Origin of the sequence: Ruminiclostridium cellobioparum DSM 1351 = ATCC 15832 (genome assembly GCF_000621505.1) — a bacterium.
Classification (GTDB): domain Bacteria; phylum Bacillota; class Clostridia; order Acetivibrionales; family DSM-1351; genus Ruminiclostridium; species Ruminiclostridium cellobioparum.
On the sequence record NZ_JHYD01000010.1, the window covers coordinates 14,885 to 28,278 of the forward strand.

Below are 13,394 nucleotides of genomic sequence, written 5' to 3' on the forward strand. Positions count from 1 at the left end.
ATTAAATATATAAATATCCAAATAGAAAGTAACCAAAAATTGTTTCAATCATATCGTCCAATCTATTCAGTATAATTCCATTACGAAAAAAACCCCCAATAATTTTAATTTAATGAGTCCAAAATGTCAATCGTACATATTTAACGGAATTTCAAGTTATTAGGGGCCTTTTATAAAGCATAATGGATACCCGTTATTTTATTTCCACCACGGTAACACCGCTTTCTCCTTCACCCAGTTTTCCCAATCTGAAGCTTTTTATATGCGGATTATGCTTCAAATGCTGCTGCAGCCCGGCCCTCAATGCTCCGGTACCTTTTCCGTGAATCAGTGTGACTTCTCCCAGGCCTGCTATGCTCGCATCGTCAAGATACTTGTCAACCACATCTATGGCCTCATCCAGCAGCATTCCGCGCAAATCTATTTCGGAGGACATATCCCTGGCCTTTGAAACACCGATCCTGCCCATACCGGTTCTTTGAAGCTGCTGTTTCTGTTCATCCACCAGCTTCAGATTTGATATATGGACATTCAGCTTTATTATCCCGGCCTGCACCTGGCACTCTCCGTTTTTGTCAGGTATTGAGATCACTGTTCCCCTCTGGTTTAAATTAACTATCAGCACCGAATCTCCGGGTTTTAGATTCTTGGGCGGCTTGACCAGACCCTTTTTAGGCATGATGGATTCTACAAGGGAATCATCCAGACTGCTGATACTCCTGTTCAGTTTTTGGCGGAGCTCTTCGGTTTGTCTTCTGACCTCGGCCTCTTCCTGCTCTCTTGCCAGCCTTTTCATTTCGGATACAAGCTCCTCGGCCTGCCGCTTTGAGTCCATAAGAATACGCCTGGCCTCTTCCTTTGCCTTGCGTAGCTCACTCTCCTTCTGTGCCGCCAGCCTGCTTTTCTGCTCCTCCAGGTCCTTCTTAAGCCTTTCGGCTTCAAGCCTGTAGCTCTCAGCCCTCATTTTTTCCCTTTCGGCTTCACTGCGGTTCTTTTCTATGCTTAACAAAATATCTTCAAAGTGGATGTCCTCCTGGGAGAGGAATTCCTTTGACCTCTCTATGATATCATCGGTCAGTCCCAGCCTTTTTGATATGGCAAAAGCATTGCTTTTGCCTGGAACCCCAATCAGCAGCTTATAGGTGGGTCTCAAGGTTTCAACATCAAATTCGCAGGAGGCATTTTCAACACCCTCGGTTGAAATGGCATAAACCTTCAATTCGGCGTAGTGTGTTGTGGCAAGGGTAGTGGCTCCCATCTGATGGAGGCACTCCAGGATTGACATTGCAAGTGCGGCTCCTTCGGTGGGATCGGTTCCTGCGCCCAGCTCGTCAAACATCACCAGCGACCTGCCGTTGACATTCTTGAGAATATCAACAATATTTTTCATATGTGAGGAGAAGGTGCTCAGGCTCTGCTCGATACTCTGCTCATCTCCGATATCGGCATAAACCCTTTCGAATACGCTCATTTCCGTTCCTTCATTGGCAGGCACCAGCAGACCGCTTTGCATCATCAGCGTAAACAAGCCCACAGTTTTAAGGGATACGGTCTTGCCGCCGGTATTAGGGCCTGTTACAATAAGCGAGCTGAATTTATCCCCGATCCAGAAGTCTATGGGAACTACCGTTTTGGGATCAAGCAGGGGATGTCTTCCCTTTTTGATAATAATTTTTCCGGACTGGTTTATTCCTGGACAAATACAATTCAGATCAGTCGCAAGCTTTGCTTTTGCAAAAATAAAATCCAGCCTTGCCATAATGCTCATATTGGCATTCAGCTGCGGCAATATCAATGAGGCATCCTGGGACAATTCCGCAAGGATTCTCTCTATCTCGGCCATTTCCTTTATTTTTAACTGCTTGATGGCATTATTCGCTTCTACCACACCCATCGGCTCAATAAACAGAGTGGCTCCGCTTGAAGAAGAATCGTGGACCAGACCCGGAATATCGTTCTTGTGCTCCTGCTTGACAGGAATGACATATCTGTCCCCTCTCATTGTAACAACAGATTCCTGTATATATTTCTGGTATTTTGACGAACGGATCAGATCATTGAGCCTGTTCTTTATGGAAGCCTGCTGCTCCTTTATCTGCCGCCTGATGTTGTTGAGTGCGGGACTTGCATTATCCGCGATTTCTTCTTCACTGATAATACACATATCTATTTTCTGTTCCAGCCTTTGATTTGATTCAAGACAGGAAATCAACTCATTGACAATACTTTCCCTGCTTTCATCAAGCTTGTCATTCACATAGCCCTTAAGCCTTCTCGCGGCCCGGAGTACTCCTCCGATTTTCAGCAGCTCACCCGGATTCAGTATGCCTCCCAGATCAAGTCTCTTCAAGCTGGCTCTGATGTCATGTATCCCTCCCAGGGGCGGTGAGCCGCGCCTTACAATGCAGCCGACGCCATCATTGGTTTCAGCCAGCATTTTTTCCACGGTATTGAAGTCGGTCTGGGGTACAAGCCCTTCAACAAGTTCCCTTCCCAACTCGGAGGCAGTCAGGCCTTTTAATTTATCTATAATTTTTTCATACTCCAGTACTCTTAGTGTTTTATCATTCATAGTTAACTCTTACCTTTCCTGTACAGGAAACCGGCCCTCTTTTTCTTATGTAGACTCAAATTTCCTGTGATCATCGTGTCTGAGCTGTGCCCTTTTTATCTTCCCACTAATTGTTTTCGGCAATTCATCCACAAACTCAATTATTCTGGGATATTTATAAGGCGCAGTATTGTTCTTTACATAGTTTTGAATTTCCTTTTTCAATTGGTCGGTGGACTCATAACCCTTTGCAAGTATAACGGTGGCCTTCACAACAGTTCCTCTTACAGCATCGGGAGCGCCTGTTACGGCACACTCGACAACGGCAGGATGCTCTATTAATGCGCTCTCCACTTCAAAAGGACTGATCCTGTATCCCGAGGCCTTTATAACATCGTCATTTCTTCCCACAAACCACAAAAAGCCGTGCTCATCCCTGTAAACCACATCACCTGTGTGATAGGTATCATCGTACCACACTTTCGCAGTTGCTTCGGGGTCCCTGTAGTAACCGCAGAAAAGTCCCGCAGGCTTGGCCGAATCGACTCCCCTGATAACCAGTTCACCCTCTTCGCCGGCCGGACAGGAATTGTTGTTTTCATCCACAACATCAATATCATATGCAGGATTGGGCATTCCCATGGCACCGGGGTCCACCTTCAACCATTCATAATTGGCCACAATAACGGTGGTTTCAGTCTGTCCGAAACCGTTGAGTATTTCAAGTCCGGTAATTTTTCTGAATCTGTTGAAAATCTCCGGATTTAACGGTTCCCCTGCAGTTGAACAATGAACCAGTGAAGATAGATTATATTTTGATATATCATTCTGCAGCATAAATCTGTATATGGTAGGCGGAGCACAAAAAGTCCTTATTTGATACTTCTCAATCCTCTCCAGAAGTTTGCAGGGATCAAACCTGTCCATATCATACAGAAACTGGACCGCTCCGCAGATCCATTGACCGAAGAGCTTACCCCAGGCAAACTTCGCCCAGCCCGAATCGGCGACAGTCAGGTGCAGTCCCCTGTCCTGTACCCTCTGCCAATACCTTGCGGTAACAATATGTCCAAGAGGATATGTAAAGTCATGCACTGCCATTTTAGGCATACTGGTGGTGCCCGAGGTGAAATAAATAATCATCATATCCCTGTTGCAGGTATCGTAAACCCCTTCGGGCCTTGTCCAAATTTCCGGGGTATCCTTGATTTCATTGTCATAATCCAGCCAGTTCCCGTTCTTTCCCCCAACCATAATATATGTTTTCACAGTTGGCGATTCCATAGCGGCACTTTCAACATGTTCAACTATTTCCCCGTCGTTGAAGGCCACTATGGCCTTTACTCCTGCAGCGTTATTTCTGTATGCTATATCCTTTTTCATAAGCTGGTTTGTTGAAGGGATGAAAATTGCTCCGATTTTCATGGCAGCAAAGGCAAAGAAGTAGAATTCATATCTTCTTCTCAATATGAACATAAGCTTATCTCCCTTGCAGATTCCCTTTGCCTTGAGATAATTGGCTGTTTTATCAGACCAGTATTTCAAATCCCCGAAGGTAAAATATTTTTCACCGCCATGGTCGTCACACCAGACAAGCGCCGGCCTGTCAGGCTCGGAAACAGCATATTCATCTATTATGTCATAAGCAAAATTAAAATTCTCAGGTACTTTTAATTTGAAATTATTGCAAAAGTCTTCATAGGAACTGAATTCAGCCCTCTCAAGGTATCTAATATCCAGGCTCATAGCTAACCTCCGGTAATTTTTTATAGAAGGATTATTGTCAGGAATTTTGCTTCTTTTCGGTCCAGTGCAACCATTTTGTGAGGAATGGTCGAATTGTAGTACAATGAATCACCGGGCTCCATATCGAAGACTTCTTTTCCGACTATTACGCGCATTCTGCCTTCAAGACAGTAATTAAACTCCTGTCCCTTATGTGATACCATATCAGGACTGTTGTCCGGGTCCAGCACAACAAACATGGGCTCTATCTTTCTGCCGGAATATTTATATGCAAGGCTTTCAAAGCTGTATTGATCGTATCTTTCAACCTTCAAGCCCTCTCCTTTTTTAACAAAACAAATGTCATGAAGCTTTGGTGAAGTTCCGGTCAGTATTTCGGTCATATTTACATTGTAATAGTCGGCCAGCTCATACAAAATACTGACGGGGATATCATCCCGGGCATTTTCATACCTGGAGTATTCATCTGTTTTAAGTCCGACGGCCTTTGAAACTTCTTCCTCGGTATAACCCGCCAACAATCTCAGACCTTTGATTCTGAATGCGATATCCTTAACTTTTTCATTCATGACAGTCTCCATTTCAATTTAAATTATTTTTACAAACAAAAATAGGCATATGCCAATCTCAATGTGCCCGGAAAAATTTCATAATTATTCCATTAAGCAAACATTTTAATTATAGCACAAGCCCTGTATATGCGGCAAATACTAATTATTTATAAAAATTTCTGGTCACAGGGGGACTAATCCCTGATTTTATTTCTGATTGAGGGAAATATCCAAAAACCAAGTGTCATACTTATAAGACAGGCTGAAATACCAAAAAGCGAGGGCAGAGATCTATAGAATAATTCGATGAAGGTTACATCAAAGGTGTTCTCCACATAGACTGCGGAATTTATGATTATATATGTAAAAAAGAAAGCTATGCCAAGCAGTTGAAATATATAGTGCTGCACAAGCAGATTTACCGCACAGCCTGCAATCAGAATAATAAAGAAAACTGCAATTGAATAAGAAAAGGCTGGTGTCATGATTCCTCCTACCAGGAATACTTGTTCATCCTGGTTTTTTTATAAATCCTATACGTAAAAACGCTGGGTATTTACAAATATTGTAATATACACAGCGTCTGTTTTCAATTATTTCTCAGATTATATTATTCCATTGCACTCTGCAATTGAAGAGTCAAATGTTTTAATTGTCTATATTTTCAGTTTCTGCTTCAACCGGCTGCCATAAAATCTTATGAACAAGGTATAAATGTAATCATATAGCAAAAATACAAGCTCCAATACGGCAGCGATTATATAGACCGGAGCCGTAAGGTTTATACCGCCCAATATGATTTCTTTAAGAAAGAAAAGTCCCAGCGCAAGACAGATATTAAAGTATATCAGCTTCAAAACATATTCAATAACCCTGCCGGGGATTCTTTCAATATACAGCTTTATCAGTCCGTATACCCCAAAAAATACAATGAACGGGATTACCTCAAGCCTGGGCACAAGTAATACGGATAATATTGCCGAAGCCAGATAGAATGCCCAGCCTGCCCTTGTTCCGAACTCGATTATTATTACTGCCATAAACAATGAACTTAAAGCATATAGGGACAGTTTACTGGTGGGAAGTGTTGCTGCCAAAAAGACACTGATAACGGTAAATGCAAGCAGTATCCCACTCAGAGTGATTCTTTTGACTCTCGAGCCACTGTTCATTTTTAACCTCCTAAGCCATGTTACGGCTTTGAGCCGCAACAGCAAAGTCTTTCAAGACATACCTCCCTAGCAGCATCCGATCAAATCGCCGCCCAGGCATTCACACATGGAGTCCGAGCACCATGCACACATGCACATATCGCAGAAGCTGGGACCTGCTCCGTATCCCCTGTTGTACGCATTCCCACGGTACATGTTGTTATTTGTATTCATCCTGTTCAAGGCATCCCTGTATTCATAATTTGAAGGGTCCATATTGCAGGCCTGGCGTATATTCATCATGGCCTCGTTATACCAGCCCTTTTTCATGAATATCAAGCCCCGCAAATAAAACCATTCCGCACTTTTTTCAGATATACTTTCAAGCATTGACTCGGCTGCGGCAATATTTCCGCTGTTTATATACAATCTGACCTGTCTGAAACTGCCCTCTCCTGCTCCCTGGGCTCCCGGTGTATAGCTTCCCTGACCTCCAGCATAGGCGCTCCTGCCGCTCCAGCCGTTGCTTGTTTTGGCAGTCTGTCCCTTGCCGGTCAGATATTCATAAGCCTCGTTAACCTCGCGGAGCTTCTCTTCAGCCAACTTGGAAAGGGGATTATCCTGGTATTGGTCAGGATGATATTTCTTGACCTGCTCCCTGTATGCTCTCTTAATTTCTTCATCTGATGCACCTTCTTTTATTCCCAGTACCTCATACGGATTTTTCACAATTACCACAACTCCTCCGGCATAAAATTTTATCTGTCTTGCTTAACATTCCAATATATAATATATTTTCCAAAATACCTTTATTCTCTTTTGCATCAAGCAGTTCAAAAGCCTTGGACGCTTCTCTGAGACAATATAGCAGGGTAAATTCCACCTGGCTTTTTATGCGATCTTTAAAAGCCGGAATATCTTCACCGCTGCCGTCGTATTTGAAATGCAACAAAAGGGGATTGTAGCTTGAATTCTTTACATCTTCTTCAAGATCATCAAAAGCATCAATTAAATAAATCCATTTCCCGATATTGTAGCCCATCCATCTCAATACCTGCCTGATATCATCCTCCAGACTTTCATAGTCCAGAACCTCTTCCATAAGCTTTGCAAACGGCTCTGCCGCCGCATCCAACGAGGCACAGCCTTCTCTCTCCAGCCGTGACAATTCACTGAGTCTTTGCTCTATTATAGCACACTTGCCGGAGTATTCTAACACCAACTTTTTATATTCCCGGCTGAGAACCGCCATCCCGGCCAACGCCGCCTTTGACTTGTCGTCGGTCCACTTGTCCTTTATATTATTATACGCCAAAATTATATTTATGTCGGAAGAATAATCTACTATTTCATTATAAGTGACAAAGGATTTTTTTAAAGGATGAACCATGCAGCGTTCCTTAACCAGCCTGGTCTCTATCTTTAATAAGGAGCATAAAAGCATGGCAAGAAATGCCGCGTCATAGGTCAGCGTCATCCTTTTCAGCTGACCGTGCCTTTTCCCTATTGCTTTGCAAACTCCGCAATAATAGGCGCGGTATATATCAAACTCTTTAATTTTTAATTCCGGCTTTTCCGGCATTATATAACCGAACAATTTTTCCTCCCAGGCTTGATTCAACTTAAAATTTGTTAAAGCTCTTCTATATATAATAACATATAATTGTTACTAATTTATTAACATTTTAAATGCAGACATTAATTTTTTTTAGATATAATGTAACTATCTTCATATATTTAATCTGTTCATCAATACAATTAAGTAAAGTCTTTATTTTTTATCTATTTTTCAATATATCAGTTAAATACTCTGAAATCAACTAATCAGCAGCATAAAAAAGATACACCTGTATAGTGTACCTTTTATATCAGCTTTAATTAAACAATCCGATTTTCTTTATTTTTTCTCTTTTTCATAGTTTTTTGAAAACCTGTAATAGATCAAAATATACATCGCCAGGGCAAACAACGTGCATACCACTGCCAGTCCCAGGGCAATATTAATGGCGATTGCCGTATACACATTTTTAAGGCTGTCGAGACTGAGTATTATTGTGGCAAGTATTGCGAAGTAAAACAGAACCGTAGCCAGTTTGCCGTACCAGTTTGCACCGATAACCGTTTTCCCTTTTCTGTAAAGCATAATGCCTCCGGTCAGCATCAATGCTTCTTTGATAATAACTATAACCAGGACAATTATGGGTATAAAGTGATGTAATACTAAAAAAATCAGTGCCGTTATCTGCATTAATTTGTCTGCCAGAGGGTCAAAAACTTTTCCCCATTTTGTTATTAAATTGTACTTTCTGGCTATATATCCGTCCAGTACATCAGTGAAGCCACCAAATGCAAAAAGTATCATTGCCGGAATATAATGTTCAAAATAAAGGAAATAACCCAGGACAGGGACAATTAACAGCCTTATTAATGTTAATAAATTTGGAATATTTTTTTTCACCTGCACACCACCCGTTACTTTTTAAAACCTGACAGAATTTTACTGAAAGAACAAGTAAACATAGTTTATCATAGAACAACAAAATAATACAAGCTTTTCTTTCTTTACATAAATAATCTGGCATAACCGGTTAAATTATGTATTTACGGTAAAGTTATTACCGGGTTTCACCCGCAGAATTCTTTACAATTATATTATAGAGCTCCTCGTTATACTTCTGCAGATTAATAGGTTTTAAACCGGCATTTGTCCAGACATGTACCGTCTCTCCGGTTGTAATGGGATTATTCATGTCCGACTCCTTAAACACCTCATAATAAAAGTTTAATCTGACCTTTGTATAGCTCTTTATACTGGTTCTTACAATAATTTTGTCTTCATAGGTGGAGGAGCTTATAAACTTGCACTTTAGTTCCAGAAGCGGCAGGAGTATTCCCTGTCCTTCAACTTCTGAATATGATATTCCGTTTTGTCTTATAAATTCGGTTCTCCCGACTTCAAACCAAACAGGATAGTTGGAATGATGTACAATTCCCATCCTGTCCGTCTCAGCATATCTGACTGTCAATGGTATATCTACATATAACAATTTTATCATTCCTTTCATTTTACGTAATTTAACGCTATATGTTGCATGGATATAAAAATTATATTTTTTTATCGGAAAAATACAATATTTAAAAAATTTTACATATATTTATATGTAGAAATAGCCCCGGGCTAATAAGCGCGGAGCTATTTTTTAATGTTCTGTATCAATAACCCGTTTCTATAATAACGCTATGTGCTTCCTCAACTTCTGCCTCAGGAACAAGAACTTCAAAGTAATTATCATTATTTTCGTGATTCTTGCTAATGGGCCTAAGTTTAACAAGAATACCTTCGTTGGACAAAAGCTCCTGCAGCTGGTTTGCTACTTCTTTGCTTTGGGCCATGTATACCACTGTCCACATTATCATCTACACTACCTTTCAAATTGTTATTCACCGCATTGAATAGTACCATATCTGCAATAAACAGTGGCTTTGCCTCTTATTTTTATCGCAGAAGTATTTTCAGTAAATTGTGCTAAAAGCAATTCACCTTTATCAAGCTTCTCGGTATGATGAAATTTAGTATCCCTTCCACGTGTTAAACCGATAATTGTAACTCCGTTTTCCCCTGCCTTGACCGCAACGTACTCGCCGGATATTTTATCTTCCAGGTTGTCCATTTAACCACCTCGACATTTATATTATATTATTTTCCACCAAAAATCAATATTAAGCACGGTTATTTTAAACTTATGTTTTCCTTACCAAGCCGCGATTCCAGTTCTTCCAATATATCATTATTGACATCTATCCAGTATTGCCTGTCTAATTTTTTAAATTTCTCGTCATTCTTTTTTCTGATAAAAGTGGGAGTGGAACCGTTGAAATATTTCAGCAGGGCAATCAGTGAAACACTCTCCTCCCTGGTCATTTCCTTTTCAAAATACATGTACAGGCCCTTTTCATCCAGGCTCTTTATTGGTAAAACCTCTTCACATATTATTTTTGGCTGTTCATCCTCTCTCAAGCTCAGTCTTCCGTTTACAAGCACTATACTTTCCTGCTGGAGCAGCTGTGAAAAACGCTCATATATGGTCGGAAAAACTATTATTTCCATGGTTCCATAGAGATCTTCAAGTCCGATGAAAGCCATCAGATTGTTATTTTTTGTAGTCTTGGTCTTTTTGGATGCAATTATCCCTCCGACAGTCACTCTCATTGAGTCGGTGAGCTTTTTAAGCTCAAGCTCAATATCACCGTTATCCTCTTCATTTCCGCCAATGAGCATATCCTTGCTGTACAAATTCACATTTTTGTCAAGTATACTCTGGTACTCGCTTAACGGATGCCCTGATACATACAGGCCCAGCATTTCCTTCTCCATTGCCAGCATCACATTGGGAGGGTATTCCTTTATGTCGGGATAGTCTTCCTTCAGCGATTCCTGCGGCTCCTGCATCAAATCAAAGATGGAAAGTTGACCCTCCATGCTTTTCTTTTTTGCCTGTGCTATTCCATCCAGAAAACGCTCATATACTGCCATCAGCCTGGATCTGAACACCTTTAAGGAGTCGAATGCACCGCTTTTTATCAGACTTTCGATACATCTTTTATTTATTTCCCGACCCTCTATTCTCTGACAAAAGTCTAAAAAAGTCGTAAACAGTCCGTTTTGGGTGCGTTCGGCTATCATTGACTGTATGGCGTTTTCTCCGACATTTTTTACTGCCGCCAATCCAAAGCGTATCTTTTGATTTACAACTGTAAATTTAACATTGCTTTCATTTACATCGGGAGGCAGAACCTTGATGTTCAGCACCTTACACTCATTTACATACTGTGAAACCTTGTCGCTGCTGCCCAAAAAGCTGTTCAACGAGGCCGCCAGAAATTCAACGGGATAATAATGCTTCAGCCATGCGGTCTGATATGCAACCACCGCATATGCGGCTGCATGGGATTTGTTAAAGGCATAGCTGGCAAAATCCATCATTTCGTCAAATATTTTGTTGGCTGTGAACTCATCCACACCATTTTTCACAGCCCCTCGCACAACTTCATTTCCTTCCTCATCGGTAATTCCGTATATAAAATTCTTGCGTTCCTGCTCCATCACAGACACTTTCTTTTTGGACATTGCTCGTCTCACAAGATCGGATCTGCCGTAGGAGTATCCCCCAAGCTCCCTGACTATCTGCATTACCTGTTCCTGGTAAACCATACAGCCATAGGTTACATTCAGTATGTTTTCAAGCATGGGATGATGATACTTTATTTCCTTTGGATTGTTCTTATTCCGGATATATCTGGGTATCTGATCCATCGGTCCGGGCCTGTAAAGGGAAATACCGGCAATTATGTCTTCAAGGGAGCTTGGCTGGAGTTCCTTCATAAACTGGGTCATCCCTGCGCTTTCAAGCTGGAATATACCAACAGTCTTGCCCTCACCTATCATTTTATATACATCGTGGTCATCGAAATTTATGTTGTTTATGTCAATTTTCTTGTTATGGCCCTGTTCTACGAGGTTTACCGCATCCCTTATCACAGTGAGCGTTCTCAGTCCAAGGAAGTCCATTTTCAAAAGGCCCAGCTCCTCCAGAAGCCCCATGGTAAACTGGGTCGTTACGTTGTTTTCATTGAGCTGGAGCGGTACATACTCAACTATGGGCTCTTTTGAAATAACAACTCCCGCCGCATGTGTGGAAGCATGCCTTGGCAGTCCCTCAAGGCTTCTGGCCGTGTCAATCAGCAGCCGGGTATCATCCTCAAGTTCGTATTTCTTTTTCAGCTCGGGGTTTATTTCCAGAGCTTTGTCTATATTCATTCCTATCTGGAAGGGAATCATTTTTGCTATGACATCCACTTCACCGTACGGTACGTCAAGAGCTCTGCCCACATCCCTTATAGCAGCCCTGGCAGCCATGGTTCCAAAGGTTATTATCTGTGAAACCTTGTCCTTGCCGTATTTGCTGATAACATAATCTATTACCTCCTGCCTTCTTTCGTAGCAGAAATCAATATCTATATCAGGCATGCTGATTCTCTCGGGATTCAGAAATCTTTCAAAGAGAAGATTGTATTTCAGCGGATCGATGCTGGTAATGCCAAGGCAGTAGGAAACAACGCTGCCGGCTGCCGAACCTCTGCCCGGCCCAACCATGATGTCATTTTCCCTTGCATATCTGATAAAGTCCCAGACTATGAGAAAATAGTCTACATAACCCATGGAAGATATGACGGAAAGTTCGTATTCAAGCCTCTCCTTTACCTCTTCACTGCAATTTTCACCAAACTTCTGAACCAATCCCTTATAGCATTTTTCCTTGAGATATTCGTAGGGAGTATAGCCCTCTTCCACAGTAAAACCGGGCAAATGGAGCTTTCCGAATTCCAGTTCCACATTGCACATTTCAGCAATTTTTACGGTATTCTCAAGAGCCGGCTCTACATTCCGGAAATTTTCATACATTTCTTCGGGAGATTTGACATATACCTCGTCGGTGTTAAACTTCATCCTGTTTTCATCATTTATGGTCTTTCCGGTCTGTATGCACAGGAGTATCTCATGGGATTGTGCCGCTTCTCTTGTAAGAAAGTGGGCGTCGTTGGTGGCAACCAGGGGTATGCCCAGCTCCTTTGAAAGCTTGATAAGCTGCTGATTCACCAGATTCTGGTCACTGATGCCGTTGTGCTGCAATTCCAGATAAAAATTATCCTGCCCGAATATGGTATTTAACCTGTTCGCCAGTTCCACAGCCTTTTCATAGTCATTGTTGAGAATTGCAGCGGGAATATCCCCCGATAAACATGCACTCAGCGCTATTATCCCCTCTGAATACTTCTCCAGTGTCCGGTAATCAACTCTCGGCTTATAATAAAAGCCTTCTGTAAAACCCAGTGATACTATTTTCATCAGATTTTTATAGCCTGTCTGATTTTTGGCCAGCAGTACAAGGTGTCCGTAATCCGAGTCCAACCCTGGCTGCTTGTCCTGCATATTTCGTTTTGCCGTATATATTTCACAACCCAGAATGGGTTTTATTCCATTTTTCAGTGCTTCCTTGTAGAACTCAACAACGCCGTACATGACTCCATGATCGGTTATGGCCACGCTGTTCATTCCCAGCTCTTTTATCCTTTGTATCAGATCCTTTATTCTGTTTGAGCCGTCCAACAGGCTGTATTCTGTATGTACGTGCAAGTGTACGAAGTCTTTCATATTTGTCTCCAGTTTATTCTGATTTCTTTTCTCTTTTCAACAATCTAATTATATCACACCGGAAAAATAATTGACGAAAAAACTGACTTATCCTGTATAAGATCAGTCAAAAATTTTTTTCAAGAATTTGAGAGTAATTGTAAATTGTTAAATTATTCATTGTCATTGGGAAATATAGTAAA

12 protein-coding genes are annotated in these 13,394 nt (G+C 41.4%); all 12 read right to left on the minus strand.

Translation table 11 applies throughout. The features are described 5' to 3' along the window. Positions 1-193 precede the first annotated feature (193 nt). Positions 194-2,572 carry an endonuclease MutS2 gene (locus T344_RS0106780; RefSeq protein WP_027628068.1) on the minus strand — a complete coding sequence of 793 codons (2,379 nt, stop codon included), beginning with the start codon at positions 2,570-2,572 and terminating at the stop codon, positions 194-196. Positions 2,573-2,617: 45 nt separating this feature from the next. Further along, positions 2,618-4,297, minus strand: coding sequence for an AMP-binding protein (locus T344_RS0106785; RefSeq protein ID WP_027628069.1), 1,680 nt, complete (start codon positions 4,295-4,297; stop codon positions 2,618-2,620). Between the two features lie 20 nt (positions 4,298-4,317). Further along, the gene (locus tag T344_RS0106790; protein ID WP_027628070.1) at positions 4,318-4,866 is read right to left on the minus strand and encodes a helix-turn-helix domain-containing protein; all 549 of its coding nucleotides are present in this window, start codon (positions 4,864-4,866) and stop codon (positions 4,318-4,320) included. A 176-nt stretch (positions 4,867-5,042) separates the two neighbouring features. Beyond that, positions 5,043-5,333, minus strand: a complete 291-nt coding sequence (locus T344_RS0106795) for a hypothetical protein (RefSeq protein ID WP_004625456.1) — start codon at positions 5,331-5,333, stop codon at positions 5,043-5,045. Positions 5,334-5,504: 171 nt separating this feature from the next. Beyond that, entirely contained in the window at positions 5,505-6,020 is a 516-nt protein-coding gene (locus T344_RS0106800) for a hypothetical protein (protein WP_004625448.1), read from the minus strand. Positions 6,021-6,086: 66 nt separating this feature from the next. Then, the gene (locus tag T344_RS0106805) at positions 6,087-6,728 is read right to left on the minus strand and encodes a DnaJ domain-containing protein (protein WP_027628071.1); all 642 of its coding nucleotides are present in this window, start codon (positions 6,726-6,728) and stop codon (positions 6,087-6,089) included. Beyond that, positions 6,712-7,596 (minus strand): DUF5685 family protein, encoded by an 885-nt coding sequence (locus tag T344_RS0106810; protein WP_027628072.1) that lies wholly within the window; start codon positions 7,594-7,596, stop codon positions 6,712-6,714. Before T344_RS0106810 ends, T344_RS0106805 begins: the two co-directional genes overlap by 17 nt. A 300-nt stretch (positions 7,597-7,896) precedes the next feature. After that, complete coding sequence (gene pgsA / locus T344_RS0106815; RefSeq protein WP_027628073.1) at positions 7,897-8,457, minus strand: CDP-diacylglycerol--glycerol-3-phosphate 3-phosphatidyltransferase; 561 nt, start codon at positions 8,455-8,457, stop codon at positions 7,897-7,899. A gap of 157 nt (positions 8,458-8,614) precedes the next feature. Beyond that, the gene (locus tag T344_RS0106820) at positions 8,615-9,046 is read right to left on the minus strand and encodes an acyl-CoA thioesterase (RefSeq protein WP_027628074.1); all 432 of its coding nucleotides are present in this window, start codon (positions 9,044-9,046) and stop codon (positions 8,615-8,617) included. Positions 9,047-9,212: 166 nt separating this feature from the next. After that, positions 9,213-9,416 (minus strand): LAGLIDADG family homing endonuclease, encoded by a 204-nt coding sequence (locus T344_RS0106825; protein WP_004625460.1) that lies wholly within the window; start codon positions 9,414-9,416, stop codon positions 9,213-9,215. Between the two features lie 20 nt (positions 9,417-9,436). After that, on the minus strand, positions 9,437-9,670 hold the full coding sequence (gene mtrB / locus T344_RS0106830; RefSeq protein WP_004625468.1) for a trp RNA-binding attenuation protein MtrB: 234 nt from the start codon (positions 9,668-9,670) through the stop codon (positions 9,437-9,439). A 59-nt stretch (positions 9,671-9,729) separates the two neighbouring features. Continuing rightward, complete coding sequence (locus T344_RS0106835) at positions 9,730-13,212, minus strand: DNA polymerase III subunit alpha (protein WP_027628076.1); 3,483 nt, start codon at positions 13,210-13,212, stop codon at positions 9,730-9,732. Positions 13,213-13,394 lie beyond the last annotated feature (182 nt).

Excerpts from the sequence above, each read along its gene's own strand:
- T344_RS0106780 (WP_027628068.1), bottom strand. The coding sequence starts at position 2,572 with ATGAATGATAAAACACTAAGAGTACTGGAGTATGAAAAAATTATAGAT.
- T344_RS0106785 (WP_027628069.1), bottom strand. The coding sequence starts at position 4,297 with ATGAGCCTGGATATTAGATACCTTGAGAGGGCTGAATTCAGTTCCTAT.
- T344_RS0106790 (WP_027628070.1), bottom strand. The coding sequence starts at position 4,866 with ATGAATGAAAAAGTTAAGGATATCGCATTCAGAATCAAAGGTCTGAGA.
- T344_RS0106795 (WP_004625456.1), bottom strand. The coding sequence starts at position 5,333 with ATGACACCAGCCTTTTCTTATTCAATTGCAGTTTTCTTTATTATTCTG.
- T344_RS0106800 (WP_004625448.1), bottom strand. The coding sequence starts at position 6,020 with ATGAACAGTGGCTCGAGAGTCAAAAGAATCACTCTGAGTGGGATACTG.
- T344_RS0106825 (WP_004625460.1), bottom strand. The coding sequence starts at position 9,416 with ATGATAATGTGGACAGTGGTATACATGGCCCAAAGCAAAGAAGTAGCA.
- mtrB (WP_004625468.1), bottom strand. The coding sequence starts at position 9,670 with ATGGACAACCTGGAAGATAAAATATCCGGCGAGTACGTTGCGGTCAAG.
- T344_RS0106835 (WP_027628076.1), bottom strand. The coding sequence starts at position 13,212 with ATGAAAGACTTCGTACACTTGCACGTACATACAGAATACAGCCTGTTG.